The organism is Kitasatospora sp. NPDC052896, from assembly GCF_044547075.1.
Classification (GTDB): domain Bacteria; phylum Actinomycetota; class Actinomycetes; order Streptomycetales; family Streptomycetaceae; genus Kitasatospora.
In genome coordinates this window covers 30,408-44,707 of record NZ_JBITZU010000034.1, presented here as the reverse complement: position 1 = coordinate 44,707, position 14,300 = coordinate 30,408, and the positions used below count along the sequence as shown (strand labels likewise).

At 72.8% G+C, this 14,300-nt stretch carries 13 protein-coding genes; 5 read left to right on the top strand and 8 right to left on the bottom strand.

Annotated features, from left to right (window positions below; translation table 11 throughout):
* Positions 1-86: 86 nt before the first annotated feature.
* From ACIGXM_RS34855 to ACIGXM_RS34820, 8 genes are all read right to left on the bottom strand, one after another.
* On the bottom strand, positions 87-1,268 hold the full coding sequence (locus ACIGXM_RS34855) for an alanine--tRNA ligase-related protein (protein WP_396568131.1): 1,182 nt from the start codon (positions 1,266-1,268) through the stop codon (positions 87-89).
* A 494-nt stretch (positions 1,269-1,762) separates the two neighbouring features.
* The gene (locus ACIGXM_RS34850) at positions 1,763-3,106 is read right to left on the bottom strand and encodes a helix-turn-helix domain-containing protein (RefSeq protein ID WP_396568130.1); all 1,344 of its coding nucleotides are present in this window, start codon (positions 3,104-3,106) and stop codon (positions 1,763-1,765) included.
* A gap of 127 nt (positions 3,107-3,233) precedes the next feature.
* Positions 3,234-4,211, bottom strand: coding sequence for a methyltransferase domain-containing protein (locus tag ACIGXM_RS34845; protein WP_396568129.1), 978 nt, complete (start codon positions 4,209-4,211; stop codon positions 3,234-3,236).
* 12 nt (positions 4,212-4,223) lie between these two features.
* A complete protein-coding gene (locus ACIGXM_RS34840) occupies positions 4,224-5,018 on the bottom strand; it encodes an ABC transporter permease (protein ID WP_396568128.1) in 795 nt (264 codons plus the stop codon).
* Positions 5,005-5,787, bottom strand: coding sequence for an ABC transporter permease (locus ACIGXM_RS34835; protein ID WP_396568127.1), 783 nt, complete (start codon positions 5,785-5,787; stop codon positions 5,005-5,007). The genes ACIGXM_RS34840 and ACIGXM_RS34835 overlap by 14 nt, the downstream gene beginning before the upstream one ends.
* The gene (locus ACIGXM_RS34830; RefSeq protein ID WP_396568126.1) at positions 5,784-6,767 is read right to left on the bottom strand and encodes an ABC transporter ATP-binding protein; all 984 of its coding nucleotides are present in this window, start codon (positions 6,765-6,767) and stop codon (positions 5,784-5,786) included. Before ACIGXM_RS34830 ends, ACIGXM_RS34835 begins: the two co-directional genes overlap by 4 nt.
* 306 nt (positions 6,768-7,073) lie before the next feature.
* A complete protein-coding gene (locus tag ACIGXM_RS34825) occupies positions 7,074-7,892 on the bottom strand; it encodes a phytanoyl-CoA dioxygenase family protein (protein ID WP_396568125.1) in 819 nt (272 codons plus the stop codon).
* Positions 7,893-7,923: 31 nt separating this feature from the next.
* The gene (locus tag ACIGXM_RS34820; protein WP_396568124.1) at positions 7,924-8,085 is read right to left on the bottom strand and encodes a hypothetical protein; all 162 of its coding nucleotides are present in this window, start codon (positions 8,083-8,085) and stop codon (positions 7,924-7,926) included.
* A gap of 113 nt (positions 8,086-8,198) precedes the next feature.
* On the opposite strand from ACIGXM_RS34820, the gene ACIGXM_RS34815 reads away from it, so the two are divergent.
* The 5 genes from ACIGXM_RS34815 to ACIGXM_RS34795 all read left to right on the top strand — a co-directional run bounded on the left by ACIGXM_RS34815 (position 8,199) and on the right by ACIGXM_RS34795 (position 14,252).
* Entirely contained in the window at positions 8,199-9,848 is a 1,650-nt protein-coding gene (locus tag ACIGXM_RS34815; protein WP_396568123.1) for a hypothetical protein, read from the top strand.
* Positions 9,841-10,518, top strand: coding sequence for a hypothetical protein (locus ACIGXM_RS34810; protein ID WP_396568122.1), 678 nt, complete (start codon positions 9,841-9,843; stop codon positions 10,516-10,518). The genes ACIGXM_RS34815 and ACIGXM_RS34810 overlap by 8 nt, the downstream gene beginning before the upstream one ends.
* 17 nt (positions 10,519-10,535) lie before the next feature.
* A complete protein-coding gene (locus ACIGXM_RS34805) occupies positions 10,536-11,831 on the top strand; it encodes a YcaO-like family protein (protein ID WP_396568121.1) in 1,296 nt (431 codons plus the stop codon).
* Positions 11,828-12,928, top strand: coding sequence for a TfuA-like protein (locus ACIGXM_RS34800; RefSeq protein WP_396568120.1), 1,101 nt, complete (start codon positions 11,828-11,830; stop codon positions 12,926-12,928). Before ACIGXM_RS34805 ends, ACIGXM_RS34800 begins: the two co-directional genes overlap by 4 nt.
* 112 nt (positions 12,929-13,040) lie before the next feature.
* A complete protein-coding gene (locus tag ACIGXM_RS34795) occupies positions 13,041-14,252 on the top strand; it encodes a Rieske 2Fe-2S domain-containing protein (RefSeq protein WP_396568119.1) in 1,212 nt (403 codons plus the stop codon).
* Positions 14,253-14,300 lie beyond the last annotated feature (48 nt).

Sequence of the window (14,300 nt, the reverse complement as noted above, 5' to 3'; positions counted from 1 at the left end):
CGGGTGGGACTCGGGCTTGACAGGTCCCTTCGGATCGGCGAGCGCGGCGCCCTGGGAACAGCCCCGCACGTCGATGCTGCCGGGGTTCACGCATCCCGCAGGTCGGCCGCGGCGATCAGCGGCAGGGGGACGGAAATCCCCTGCTGCCGGCACCAGTTGAGGGTGAGGGCGAGCGGCACGCCGCGCTCCGAGCGCAGCCGGGCCAGCTCGGCCGCCAGCTCGTCGGGCGTCGGGCGGCGGGCCAGGCAGCGCAGGAAGTGCCGATGGCCCGCCGCCACCGCGCGGTCGAAGGCGGCGGTCTCGCGCTCCACCAGGTAGCGGGCGGCCACCGAGAGGGCGGGGAAGCCGTGGGCACTGCCCGCCAGCGCCACCAGGTCGGCCATCCCGGCGGCGGGCGCGCCGGCCAGCACCACGGTGCCGGCCGCCCGGCGCAGCAACCGCCGGGTGGTGTGAGCCGGACCGCGCGGGCCGGGGACGGAGCCCGTGGCCAGCAGCAGCGCCACCGCGCGGGTGTGGTCGACGACCAGGCGCAGGGCCTGCCCGGGCGCGGGCAGGGCGAGGAGTTCGGGCAGCCGGGCAGCGACCGACTCCAGCAGGCCGCGCAAGGGCGGCAGGTCGAAGGGGTCACGCAGTCGGGCGGAGCCGCAGGAGACCGCGTCCTCGGCGGCCAGGAACTCGAAGACCGGCGGGCCGGCCGCCCGCGCCGGTCCGGTGAACCGGCCGTCGCCCAGGTGGAGGTACCGGCCGCAGAGGCAGCCGGGCGCGCAGGCCGCCGAGCAGGGCGGGCCGAGCTGGCAGTCCAGCGACAACAGGACGCCGTGCGTCCCGCGCATCCGGCGGGGCGTGCCGGGCGGTACCTCGATGTCCGGGCCTTCCCCGGTCTGCGGGATGCCCAGGCGGGCCAGCGCGGCCCGGACCGGGTCGCCCGCCCTGGTCTGGTCCGCCAGCCGGCAGACCACCACGTCCGGGCCCAGGCCGCAGGCTCGCAGCGCCTCGAACATGTCGCCCAGGACGTCCTGGGGTGCGCGCGGGCCGACCCAGGCCGCGTTGACCGTCCGCCGGGCGGTCAACGGCACGGCCTCGGGCAGCGCCCCCAGCCGACCCGTGTGGACGCCCCACTGCAGCGCGACGGAACCGCCCTCGCGGCGCAGGGCTCCGAACAGCAGCCCGTCGTCGGTGTGCAGGCTGCGCGGGTGACGCCACCGGTACCCGGCGCTGGTCAGGGACTCGACGAACAGCTGAGCCGGCTCAGCCGTGTGCGCAATCATTCACATCACTCATGACTCGATTATTGACTGCTCAATACTCGAATCTTACCAGCACCTCTGTGACGAGTCACATGCTTTTCCGTGACGACCCAAACCGGACACGTCGGACATCATTGGGCGAATCGCTCGGGTTGCAGATCATTGACAATCGGAGTCACAGTTGTCATTATTCCGAGTGAAGTTGCAGTCGAACGATTCTCAGATCCGCGATCGGGGCCCTTTTATGATTCAGAAGCTCATAACGACGTCCGTCTTTCTGCTCGTCGCCGCCGCGCTGACCCTGGCCCCTGTGCACAGCGCAACCGCACGGCTCGACAACGGCCGGGGCGCGCACACCGTGACCGCGTTCGCGTCGCCGCCGGTCGGGGACGTCCCGCTCTGTTGCTGACGGGCAGCCGCGTCAGTACCGCGCACGGGTCGGGGGCCCCGATGCGCAGATGGGCGGCCCCCTCAACAGGAGCCGCCCATCGCGTCCGACGTCACGCCGGTCAGGGTCAGGAGAGGCCGGGCACCGACTTCGCGACACCGCCGACCAGACTCCCGCGCCGGCCCATGCAGCGCATGCCCTGGCGATACGCCCACACCGCGCGTTCCTCCTGGCCCGAGCGCTCCAGCACCTCTGCCAGCTCCGCCCAGGCGAAAGCCGCCTGGCGCCCCGCCTCGGAAGCCTCCAGGGTCAGTGCGCCGCGCTCGTAGGCGAGCCGGGCCGCCTCCTCGTCACCCTGCTCCAGGTGGGCGGCGGCCAGCACCAGCAGTGTCCGAGCCGTCTCCAGCCGGTGCTTGGGGCCCAGCAGGTCCAGCGCCCGGCGGGCGTGGCCGATGGCGGCCTCCGGGTGGCCCGAGAGCAGTTCGGCACGGGCCATCGCCGTCTCGCAGTAGGCGATGTCGACGCTGCTGCCCTGGCTGGCCAGCACGTCGGCGCTCTGCCGCAGCAGCCCCTTCGCCGTGTCCACGTCCGGCGCGTCGGTCTGCAGCAGCACCGCCGCGTAGGCGTTGCGCAGCCGGGCCAGCGCCCGGTGGTTGTCACCCTCGGAGTAGATCGCCAGCGCCCGCCGGATCAGCATCAGCGCGTCACCGGAACGGCCGTTGCTGTGCGCGGCCACGCTGGCGTTCCAGTAGACGGCGCCGAGCGCCTTCGGGTCGCTCACCTCCTTGGCCTGCTCGATGCCGACGGAGGCGAGGTAGGCCGCGCGGTGCAGGTCGCCGCGCTCGTAGTGCAGCCCGACCAGGGTGGAGACCAGCTCCATGCCGACCACGGTGGGCGCCAGATTGAGGTCCTGCACCTGGGCCAGCGTGGTCTCGGCCAGGTCGATGGCGTACGAGAGGTCGCCCAGTTCGCGGTAGCAGCGACAGAGCGCCACGACCACGGCGAGCTGGGAGCTGCGGCTGCTCGCCTGCCGGGCCGCCGTCCGCAGCGCCTCGTAGCGCACCACGGCCTCCTCGAGCTGGCCGCTGTGCTCCAGCGCCTTGGCCACGCCCAGTTCGGCGGCCTCCGCGATCTCCTGCTCCCCCGACGCGGCGGCCTTGCCCTGCAGTTCCTGGTACGCCCGCAGCGCGCCGGCGGCGTCGCCGGTGCGGAGCGTCATCTCCGCGTAGTGCAGTTCCACTTCGAGGTCGCCGGTCTGGGCGCGCTCGACGAAACTCAGCAGATTCGCCGGATCGCAGGACAGCCGTTCGGCCAGCTGTTCCAGCACGGCGCTGGACGGATTGCGCTTGCCGGCTTCGAGCAGGGAGACGTAGCTGGACGACAGATCGCCTCCCGCCAGGTCTGCCTGCGACATCCCGGCTGCTCGGCGCAGTTGCCGGATACGGGACCCGAGGCCCTGAAGATCTACCATGACCACACCTCCTTGACTCTGCATGAAGACTAGCAGTTGACATCGCCTGTCAAGGCAGGTTTCAGCCTACAGCGGGATGCCCCGGGCCATCCTCGTCCAAATCGGGTGGGGCGGCGGTGGGCGGCGGTCAGCCCTCCTTGACCGCGTGCAGCCGCAGGTAGCCGAAGCGTCCGCTGCGCAGGTTCCGGCCGGAGTCGCGACAGAGCCGCTGGTGGAAGAAGCGGCGGTAGACCTCCCGGTCCGGGCCCTCGGGCAGCCGCGACAGCAGCTCGTCGGCGCGTTCGGGCAGCCGGTCCAGGGCGCGGACGACGCCCTCGGTGATGTCGAGGTGCGCGACCACCCGCAGGCCGGCCGCGGCCACCCGCGACAGCGGCCGGTCCACGGCCGGCCACTCGTCCGCGAGGAGCAGGTGCCCGCCGGGGCGCAGGACCCGGGCCACCTCACGGAGGAAGCGGTCGGCGTCCGCCAGGCAGTGCACCGTCTCGACGGTCAGGACGGCGTCGAAGCTCCGGTCGGGGAACGGCAGGCGCTCGGCGTCGGCGCACTGGAAGGCCAGGCCCGGCGCCCGGTGCACGCGCCGGGAGAACGCGGTGCCGGCGCGCGCGTGGTCCAGGCCGAGGATCGAACGCGGCTGGTGCGTACGGGCGACGAGCGCCGTGCCACCACCGCGGCCCGAGCCGACGTCGAGCACTTCGGCGCCCGCGAGGTCGATCTGACCAGCCGTCAACTCGTAGTGCCGGGCGGCGAACCGCCACACCGGGTCGCCGTACCCGGACGGCCGGTCGGGCACGGGCGGGTCGTCGCAGTACCCGAGGTTCATGAAGGTGAACCAGTCGTCCGGGTAGAGCGCGGTCATCACCTCGTACTTCGCGCGGTAGAGCGCGGTGGCGTCCGGGGCGGCGCCGGCCAGCACCCGGGCGGCCACCGCGCGGCAGTCCCGCGGCGCCGGCCGGGGCGCGTGGGTGGCGTGGGCGCCGACGTGGTCGGCCGCCCGCTGCCACACGTCGGCCCGGTCGGTGGGGAACCAGGTGAGCGCGTCGAACAGGTGCAGAGTCTGCTGCGCGTCCAGTGGCGCGAAGGAGTCCCGGCTGAGGGACGCGGTCATCGGGGACCCTTCTCAGATCAGGAAGTCGTTGCCGGAGCGGCGCAGGCGGTAGGCCTGGATCCGCAGGCCCAGCACGGCGGCCAGCGCCCAGCCGAGCCCGACCAGGGCCTCCGTCGCCGCGAGTCGCAGCACCTGACCGGCGCCGGCGCCGTGCTGGACGGCGCGCAGCGCGGCGATGCCGTGGGTGATCGGCAGCACCGCGCCCGCCAGGGCCCGCGGGCCGCTGGTGGGCAGGGCGGCCAGTACGCCGCTGAAGGCCAGCACCAGGTAGGAGCCGAAGTTGGTCAGGAACACGTCGGCACGGCGGCCCACCGCCACCACGGCGAGGGCCAGACCGAAGCCGCTGGTGGTGAGCGCCATCAGCAGGTAGAGCGGCAGGGTGGTGGGCAGGTCGGTCAGCGGCTCGGTGCGGCCGGTGAGCAGCGCGACGACGGGCACCGCGAGCAGGGCGGTGGTCAGCCCCTCGGCCGCGTAGACCACCCAGCGGGCGGCGACCAGGGCCGCCAGCGGGAGTTCGGTCATCCGCAGCCGGTACAGGGTGCCCTGGACCCGCTCGTTGATCAGCACGTCGGGTGCCTTGATCACGGTCGCCGAGACGATGTTGAAGGCGGAGGCGCCCAGGCCCGCGGCGAGCGCGCCGTCCGCTCCCCCGACCGCGCGTCCCAGCATGGTGAGGAAGACGACCTGCAGCAGGGCGCGCGGCAGCACCGCGCCGAGCAGGATCCGGGACGGGTACTCGACCAGGTACTCGCGGGCGCCGAGGCGGCCGGCCCTGGCGAGTGCGGGGAGGAGGTCAGAAGATCTCAAGGCTGCCCTCCTTGCGGGCACGGTGCAGGACACGGCCGAAGGCGATCCGGGCCGCGAGGGCGTAGAGCAGTCCGGTGACCGGCAGCGCGCACCAGGGCAGCAGTCCGGCCGGGCGGCCGGCCGCCGCGTCGGTGAGCAGGACGCTCAGCCAGTGCAGGCTCAGGCCGCCGGACACCGGACGGGCCCAACCCGGCAGCGCGGCGAGCGGGATGATCAGGCCGCCGACGATGAAGACGGGGTAGATCAGCGCCTCCGCCACCCGCAGGGCGGCCCGGGTCAGCAGGAAGAGGCAGGCGACCAGCAGGCCCAGTGGGAGGGTGGCTGCGAAGCCGAGCGCCAGCGCGGCGGCGAACTGCACGGGCCGGGCGACGGTCAGCGGGTGGCCGCTCAGCGCGGCGGAGAGGCTCACCGAGAGCATGATGACGGCGACCGAGAGGGTGGCCGAGGCGACCGTCTTGCCGGTCAGCGTCGGGCCGAGACCGCCCGGTCGTGAGCAGATGGCGGGCAGTGTGCCGGCCCACAGCTCGCGGCGCAGCACCATGCCGGCGTGCCACAGGGTGGCCGTCCAGGCGGAGAGCACGGCACTGCCGAGCACCACCGCGTCGGGGTCCAGCCCGCCCTGGTGGTTGGCGGCCAGGGTGATGGTGACGTAGGTGGCGGGCTGGATGGCCGCGCCGACCAGCACGCTGAGCCAGGAGATACCGCGGAACTGGAGGCGGAAGGCAGCCGCGGCCACCCGCCACCAGGGCGCGGGCGCGAGGTGGTTCACGCGGCGCTCTTCACGTCGTCGGCGAGTTCCTTGAAGACCTGCTGCAGGCCGGAGGGCGCGACCCGGACGTCGGTGAGCTGCTGGTCCGGCCAGAGGTCGGCGAGCTGGCGCAGCGACTCGGGGGTCCAGGCGCGCACGTGCAGCTCCAACGACCAGCTGGTGGCGTGCTGTTGGAGCACACCGACGGAGGCGAGGCCGTCCAGCGCGGCCGGCGGGTGCGCCGGCGCGGTGCCGCGGCCGGTGAGGGTGACCACGGCGGCGGCCTTGGCGCGCTCCAGCAGGCGGGGCAGCGGCAGGTCGTGCAGGACGCGTCCGTCGTGCAGGACGACGACGCGCTCGGCCAGTTGCTCGATGTCATTGAGGTAGTGACTGGTGAGCAGGATGGTGGTGCCCTGGTCTCGCATCCTGGAGACCGCGGTGCGGATGTTCTCCGCCTCGGCCGGGTCCAGCCCGACCGTCGGCTCGTCGAGCAGCAGCAGTTCGGGGCGGGTGACCATGCCGATCGCCAGGTGCAGGCGCTGGCGCATGCCCTTGGAGTACGTCTCGACCGGGCGGTCCGCGGCGGGGCCGAGGCCGACGAACTCCACCGCCTGCTCGCAGCGGCGCCCGAGGTCGGGGCCCTTCAGGCCGGTGAGGGTCGCGAAGAAGCGCAGGTTGTCGCGGGCCGACAGGCGCAGGTAGAGGCCGCGTTCGCCGCCGAGCACCAGGGAGAGCTTGCGCTGTACCTCCCGGGGGCGGCGGGCCACGTCGTGGCCGCAGACCCGGACGGTACCGCCGGTGGGCAGCAGCAGCGTCGAGATGATCTTCAACAGGGTGCTCTTGCCCGCGCCGTTCAGGCCCAGCAGGCCGACGAGTTCACCCGATCCGACCGTCAGGTCCACACCCTTGAGCGCCTGGACGGTGCCGTGCCGGGCGCGGAAGGAGCGCGACACCCCGGCGACCTCTAGGACCGGCGTGGCCTGGTCAGTTCCGGATGCCATCAGAATCCTTAATGCTGGGGAATGCTGGAGCCGATTGCTGGCCGGGCTGTCGGCGGGAATTCCCGCCGACAGCCCGGCCTGACTATGCAAGTCAGATGGTCTCGGCCATCATGGCCGCACCCAGAACGATGTCCAGCTCGTCGTTGGTGAGCAGCTCGGTGATCTCGCGGGAGATGTTCATCTCTTTACCTCTTTCATTAGGGGGGCCGGTTGGCCTCCATGACTAGAACTCTAGACTTCGAAGTCAGTTCGAGTCAATAAGCTGAGTCAACTTCTCTGCGAGGAGTTTCTCCCAGACGGATCCGGTCAGACCGGCGGGGTCGCCAGGGCGTTCAGGCCGGCGGTGTCCCGGCCGGAGGCGAGGACCACGGCGTGCCCGGGGAAGTGCGGGCGCACCCGCACGGCGGGCACCGTGAAGCGGACGGCCAGACCGATCCGCTCGGCTCCCGACACGTTGGGCCCCGAGGCGTGCAGCGCCCGGTCGGTGAAGACCACGCACTGCCCCGGCCGCAGCGGGACCGCCACGGCGCTGGCGGTGTCCACCGCGTCGTCGCCCACCAGCAGGGTGGCCCGCCGCCCGGCGCCCGAGGGCGCGGCCGGCAGCACCGCCCCGGCCCCGGGCACGAACTGCAGACACCCGCTCTCCTCCGGCACCTCGCTGATCGCGATCCAGAACGTGAAGGCCAGCGGCGGCTCCAGACCGTAGGCCTCCCCCGGTGCGAAGACCCCGCCCCAGTCCTGGTGCCAGCCGAAGGCCGGGCCCTCGGAGGCCTTGACGATGAAGGTGGACCGCCACAGCAGCAGGTCCTCGCCGTACAGCGAGCGCGCCAGCGCCAGCAGTGCGGGGTGGGTGCACAGACGGTGCACTGCCGGAGCGTCCAGGTGGCGCGACTCGACGTACGGGACCGGGGAGCCGCCCTGCCGGGGGGCCATCAGGTCGGCGAGCCGGCCGCGCGACTGCTCGGCGTCGGGCGCGGGGGCCAGACCCGGGGTCTCCAGCACCGCGTCGAGTTCGACGCGCAGCCCGGCCATCTCCGCCGGGGTCATCAGGGTGAGCGGACCGAGGAATCCCTGGTCGCGGAACAGATCGCGCTGCTGGGCGTCCAGCGGCTGGTGAATTGTCAAAATTCCTCCTCCTACGTGGACGGACGATCGGTCACCAAGGGGTGATGACACCTTCGAGGATGCTGTCCTTCACGGCGGCCAGCTGCTCGAAATACGCCTGCTCGTCGCGCTCCTCGGCGGCCAGGGGGGACTCCTCCGGCTCCGCGGCGACACCCTCCGTGGACCCGGTCGGCAGATTTTCTTCGTGCGCCATTCGCTACTCCTCGTGCACGCTGGACAGGGGGCCCGCGCGAGTGCGCGGCTTAGCGAAGCTACCTCATGACTTGAATAGTGACAAGCTTGACTGACTATGATATCAACTCAGTCATGAATGAGTTGAAGCTCCGTGCCGCCCCCGGGCGCACGGGCGGACTGGTCATCGGGCAGGGCAGTGCCGGGGAGCTCGCCCACCGCTACGCCGAAGCGCTCGGGCGACCCTTCCTCGCCGTGGAAGACTCGGATCAGGCACTGCGAGCCCTCGACCTGGCGGCGGCGCGGGACGGCTCGGCCTTCGTGCTGCTGGCGGAGCTTGAGCTCGGCTTCCGCGAGGTCAACGCGCTGATGGGGCGCGGCCGCGAGCTCAACCTCCCGGTCGGCGTGCTGCCGCTGCCGGCCGACCCGGCCGAGGCCGCCGCGCTGGTGGACCGGGCGGCGACCCTGCACGCTCCCACCCCCCGCCACCGCCACCGGTCGCTCTACTACACCGACTTCCGCCGCACCCCGCCCGCCGAGCGGCCCGGCGTCTACGGCTCGGCGCAGTCCGGCGAGTTCGTCGAGCAACTGCGTTCCGGCGCCGAGGCCGTGGTGCTGCACAGCCACGGGAACGGCGCCGACTTCCGGGTCGGCGAGCATGTGCTGTGCCTCCAGGTCGACGGGCTCAGGCCCGCCCCCGCGCGGGCCGGGGAGCGGTTCCTGCCCTGTCAGGGCGGCGGGCCGTGCCGACTGGACCACAAGAGTGGCTTCCAGGCCTTCCACGGCGCGCGGGCCGTGCGCGCCCGGCTGCTCGTACTGCTCTCCTGCTCCGCCTACCAGCCGCACGACGGTCTGCTCGGCGCGCGGTTCCAGCTCTCCCAGCAGCTGCTGCGCGGTGCGCATGTGGCGGGCGTCGTCGCCTCCACCCGGATCAACCACGGCACCCCGCAACTGGGTGTGGCGGTGGCCCAGTTGCTGCAGGAGGGGGCCTCGCTGGGCGAGGTCGCGCTGCGGGTGAACCGGCTGTCCGCGCAGGGGCCGGCCTCGTACGTCTGCCTGGGCGACCCGGACCTCGTGCTGCCGCCGGCCGGCGCCACCGAGCGACCGGCCCAGGCCCCGGTGGCGGCCGCCGCCCCGGTGCGCACTGCCACCACCCCCGCGCGCGCCGCCGTCCGCCCGTGGCAGTCCACCGTCGACCTGCTGTTCGCGACCGAGTTCGCCGCCGCGACCGACTCGACCCGGCTGAGCGGCCGGTTGGCCGAGGCGGCCGTGGCCGCGATGCGGGCGCCCGCGAGCGCCACCAAACTGGACACCGCGCTGCTGCGGGTCCTGGCCGCCGCGCCGGAGGAGGCCTGGCAGCAGCTCTGCCTGCCCACCGGCTCGCGGCCCGACGGCCAGTGCCCCGCGTGCGGGGGCCCGGTCACCGAGACCGCGTACGCCGCCGTACTGCACCCCGCCTACCGGCGCACCGTTCGCCGCTGCGCGGTGCACGGCCTGCTCAGCGACACCCCCGCCGGTGCGGCGAACATACCGCTCGGCGTCCACCACGACCGCGCCGACGGGCTGGTCCACTGGGACACCGGGCAACTGTCCGGGTGGTGCACCGTGGTGGGCGAGGGCGGGGACGGCGGTCGGTTCCCGGCCCCGGTTCCGGCCGGTGCGGGCAGCCAGCGCGTGCCGGGGCCGGCCGGGGAGAGCGTGACGCTCTGCCACACCGCGGCCGGCGCCTTCTCGCGCATCCGGGTCTTCACCGGCACCCCGGCACAGGGCGGCCAGCATGGCTGAGGAGAACCTGGACCGGGCCGCCCGGCACGTGCTGCAGGCCGTCATGGTGCGGGCCGCCGTCGCCGCCGGCGACTACCCGGCGATGACCGGACGCCGGCTCGCCAGCCAACTCGACCTGCGGGCAAGGGCGGAGGCCACCGGCAACCCGGTCGAGCGGGCCGGCGCCGGTGACCGCGCGCTGTGCGCCTTCCTCGCCACGATCCTCAGCCGACGCGGCCCGGACGTGCACGACTACCTCACCGGCGCCTTCGGCTACCGCCCCGAGCGCGCCACCGGACTCCGGCACCACTGCGGCAGGGAGCTGTTGGGGATCGAGCTGGTGCCGCACTGGGCCCCGGCCCGGCCGCGCGAGCTGTACATCTGCGAGCGCTGCGGCCCGGCCTACAGCCTCCCGCACGGCTTCGCCCCGCCCAGCCGGCTGCGGGTCGACCCGACCGCACTTCGGGTGGAGTTCAACGCACCGCTGGTGCAAGGAGGTTGGTTCGCCGCCAGTCGCCAGCCGATCGGCGGCCATCGTGAACACCCACTGCTCCCCCGCGCCCTGGCGCCCGGCGCCGGCGCGCTGGAGGCCCGGATCCCCACCGGCGCCGGCCCGGGCCTGCGCCGCTTCGCCGCCGCCCTGGTCGTCGACGGCGACTACGCGATCTTCCAAGTCCCAGACACGATATGAAGGGTGGCGCCGACGCCATGGAAGAACTGAAGCACCGCCATCCCAAGGAACACCGGGACGGCACCCACCGCGCCCGCCCGCCGGCCGAGACGCTGGCCGACTTCGGCTCCCGGATGGGGCAGTTCGGCATCACCCGGCTGGCCAACATGACCGGCCTGGACTGGCTCGGCATCCCGGTCTACAACGCCATCCGACCCAACTCCCGTTCGCTGTCGGTCTCCCAGGGCAAGGGCGTGGACCACGCGGCGGCCGCGGTCTCGGCCCTGATGGAGTCGATCGAGTGCTGGCACGCCGAGTTCTTCGACGGACCGCTGCGCCATGACTCGTACCAGAACCTGCGCCGCCGGCTGCCTGTCCTGGACATCCACCAACTGCCGCTGCGCGGCGGGCTGGACACCACCGGCACGGGTTCGCGCGAGACGCCCGCCCGCTCGACGCTGCGCCCCGACCTGCCGCTGCTGTGGACCGAGGGCTACGAGCTGATGGGCGGCGAGCCGATCTGGCTGCCGCACGAGAGCGTGCTGCTGAACAAGGTCGGCCTGGACTACGCCTCGACCACCTTCCGGGTCAGCTCCAACGGCCTGGCCTCGGGCAACAACCTGGTCGAGGCCACCATCCACGGCATCTGCGAGCTGGCCGAGCGCGACGCGCTGACCATGTGGTGGCAGGGCCTGCGCGAACGCTCCGACGTCGAGGCCGCCAAGCTCGACCTGGCCACCATCGACGACCCCGGCTGCCGGGGCCTGCTGGACGCCTTCGCGGAGGGCGGCCTGGAGGTCGCCGTCTGGGACGTCACCTGCGACACCGGCATCCCGGCCTTCCAGGCCTGCGCGGTGGAGAGCGCCGACCGGGTGGCCTGGCGCTCGTTCGGCGCCTGCTGGGGTTACGGCGCGCACACCTCCCCCGCCGTGGCGCTCTCCCGCGCGCTGACCGAGGTGGCGCAGAGTCGGGTCACCGTCATCGCGGCCAGCCGGGACGAGAACTTCCGCACCATGTACAACGCGCAGAACAGCGCCAAGACGCTGGCCCGCACCCGCGAGGTCTTCTTCGCCCACCCCGGCACCCGGCCGTTCGACCCGACCACCGGGATCGACAACCCGACCCTCAACGAGGACCTGGACGCGGTGCTCGAGCGGCTGCGCAAGGTCGGCGTCGAGCAGGTGGTCGCGGTCGACCTCAGCAAGCCGGAGGTCGGCATCCCCACCGTCAAGGTCGTCGTGCCGGGTCTGGAGCACTACTCCCTGTTCATCGGCTACACCCCCGGTCCGCGCGCCACCGCGCGCCGAGCCCGCGCCCAGAAGGGATCCGCATGAGCGTGTACGTCTTCCTCGGTCCGAGCCTGCCGGTCGAGCAGGCCCGCGCGGTGCTGGACGCCCACTACCTGCCGCCGGTCAGCTGCGGGGACGTGACCGAGCTGGTCCTGGACCGTGAACCGCCCAGCGTGATCGGCATCGTGGACGGGCTCTTCGAGCAGGTCCCGGCGGTGTGGCACAAGGAGATCCTCTTCGCGATGAGCCGCGGGGTGCGGGTGGTGGGCGCATCCAGCATGGGTGCGCTGCGCGCCGCCGAGTTGCACGCCTTCGGCATGGACGGCGTCGGCAGCGTCTTCGAGGACTTCAGGGACGGTCGGCTCACCGACGACGACGAGGTGACGATCGTCCACGCGCCCGGCGAGGACGGCTACCGTCCGCTGTCGGAGGCGATGGTCAACCTGCGGGCGGGCCTGGCCGGTGCCCGGCAGGCGGGGGCGATCGGCGCGGCCACCCACGACGCCCTGCTGGCGGCGGCCAAGCGCACCTTCTACCCCGACCGCTCGTGGGGCCAGGTGTACGCGGACGGCCGCAAGGCCGGCTTGCCGCAGGCCGAACTCGACGCCCTGCGCGAGCACGTGCGCACGACCAGGCCGGACGCCAAGCGGGACGACGCGCTCGCGCTGCTGGCCAGGATCCGCGACCTGGTCGCCGAGGGCGTCCAACCACCGGTCTGCGCCTTCGACTTCGAGCCGACCTACTACTGGGAGAAGTTGCTGCGCACGGTCCGCCAGCAGCGCGGCGAGCGGGCGATGGAACAGGCGCTGGGCGTCCCGGCCGCCACCGCGCTGGCCCAACTGGCCGAGCAGCAGCCGGAGGTGACCTCAGCCGCACTGCTGGACACACTGGTGCGGCGGGAGGCCGAGCATCTTGGCGTGCTGGTCCCGGAGGAGATCAGGGCCAGGCACGCCGAGGAGGGCGGCGCGCTGCGCGAGGTGATCTCCGGTCACCTGCGCGGGGATCTCACCGGGCCGGTGCTGCGGGAGCTGGAGCAGCGCGGGCTGCTGGCGTCGGCCCGGGCCGCGCTGGCGGCCGGCCGGGACGCCCCGGAAGGTGACTCACAGCCGGCGGTTCCGCTGCCTTCCGGGCGCCGCGAATGATTCTTGACAAGGAAATATGACAACCATAAACTCAGAATATGACTAGGCCTTAGCGGTCTTTCCTCTTCCGTGACGTCCGCCGGAATCCACACCACTCCCCGAAAGGGCTCGCATGACGCTCAGCATCGACGAAAACCGCCGGCTCACCGAGGTCGGCCCGGGCACGCCGATGGGCGACCTGCTGAGCCACTACTGGATGCCAGTGGCCGTCTCGGTGGGCTGGGAGCCCGGCCAGGTCCGCCCGGTCGAACTGTTCGGCCGGCGCTTCGCACTCTTCCGCCGGCCGGACGGCACCTGGTCGATGCTCGACGAGCGCTGCCCGCACCGCGGCACCTCGCTGGCGTTCGGCATGGTCGAGGAGCGCGGCCTGCGCTGCCCGTACCACGGCTGGCTCTTCGACGGCCGGGGCGCCTGCCTCGACCAGCCGAACGAGGACCCGTCGCTGGGCTTCAAGCACCGGGTCACCCAACCTGCCTACCCCGTACGTGAGTTGGGCGGCCTGGTGTTCGCCTACCTGGCCCCGGGGACGCCGCCCGAGCTGCCCAGGTTCGACCTCATGGTGGAGAGCGACGTCGAGGTCTCCATCCGCACCGCGGTGATCGACTGCAACTGGCTGCAGATCGTGGAGAACGGCCTGGACCCCGTCCACCTGGAGTGGCTGCACGGCCACTTCGCCAACCACCAGAACCGGCAGTCCGGCCACCAGGAGCTGTACGAGGTCGCCCACCACGAGGAACTCGGCTTCGACACCGACGACTTGGGCATCATCAAGCGTCGCCTGCTGGAGCAGCAGGACCGGGCCGAGGAGGACTGGTCGGTCGGGCAGCTGGTGCTCTTCCCGGCCGCGATGTACGTCAGCAACCGCTACTTCCGCTCGCTGCAGTTCCGGGTCCCGCTGGACGACGTCCGCACCTGGCACATCTGGTACGAGGTGCGCGGCCGGGGCGCGGCGGCGCCGGCCCCCGGCACCGAGATCCGCTTCCCGGGGCGGCCGGGCGCCGGGGGCAGTTCGGACGACACCGCCGTCGGCACCCGCTACCACGTCTCCGAGGCCGAGATCAAGCACGCCGACGGCTCGTTCAACCTCGACACCATCGACGGCCAGGACGTGATGGCCTGGGTCACCCAGGGCGCGATCGCCGACCGCACCCGCGAGCGGCTCGGCGGCGCCGACCGGGGCATCACCCTGCTGCGCCGGTTGCTCTTCGAGCAGCTGACCGCTGTCGAGCAGGGCCTGCGCCCGCGCTGGTCCGACCTGGGCGCGGACGTCATCGCGATGCCCCGCCGAACGCACAGCCGCCCGATTCTCAGCGAACTCACCTGAGACCGACCGGTCCCACGTGCCTGTTCAGCCCCTGTCCCGCAACCCGAG

What these genes read in the sequence shown, in the direction of transcription:
- ACIGXM_RS34850 (WP_396568130.1), bottom strand. Translation starts at nt 3,106, where the DNA reads ATGGTAGATCTTCAGGGCCTCGGGTCCCGTATCCGGCAACTGCGCCGA.
- ACIGXM_RS34820 (WP_396568124.1), bottom strand. Translation starts at nt 8,085, where the DNA reads ATGGCGCACGAAGAAAATCTGCCGACCGGGTCCACGGAGGGTGTCGCC.
- ACIGXM_RS34805 (WP_396568121.1), top strand. Translation starts at nt 10,536, where the DNA reads ATGGAAGAACTGAAGCACCGCCATCCCAAGGAACACCGGGACGGCACC.
- ACIGXM_RS34810 (WP_396568122.1), top strand. Translation starts at nt 9,841, where the DNA reads ATGGCTGAGGAGAACCTGGACCGGGCCGCCCGGCACGTGCTGCAGGCC.
- ACIGXM_RS34845 (WP_396568129.1), bottom strand. Translation starts at nt 4,211, where the DNA reads ATGACCGCGTCCCTCAGCCGGGACTCCTTCGCGCCACTGGACGCGCAG.
- ACIGXM_RS34855 (WP_396568131.1), bottom strand. Translation starts at nt 1,268, where the DNA reads ATGATTGCGCACACGGCTGAGCCGGCTCAGCTGTTCGTCGAGTCCCTG.
- ACIGXM_RS34800 (WP_396568120.1), top strand. Translation starts at nt 11,828, where the DNA reads ATGAGCGTGTACGTCTTCCTCGGTCCGAGCCTGCCGGTCGAGCAGGCC.
- ACIGXM_RS34795 (WP_396568119.1), top strand. Translation starts at nt 13,041, where the DNA reads ATGACGCTCAGCATCGACGAAAACCGCCGGCTCACCGAGGTCGGCCCG.
- ACIGXM_RS34815 (WP_396568123.1), top strand. Translation starts at nt 8,199, where the DNA reads ATGAATGAGTTGAAGCTCCGTGCCGCCCCCGGGCGCACGGGCGGACTG.
- ACIGXM_RS34830 (WP_396568126.1), bottom strand. Translation starts at nt 6,767, where the DNA reads ATGGCATCCGGAACTGACCAGGCCACGCCGGTCCTAGAGGTCGCCGGG.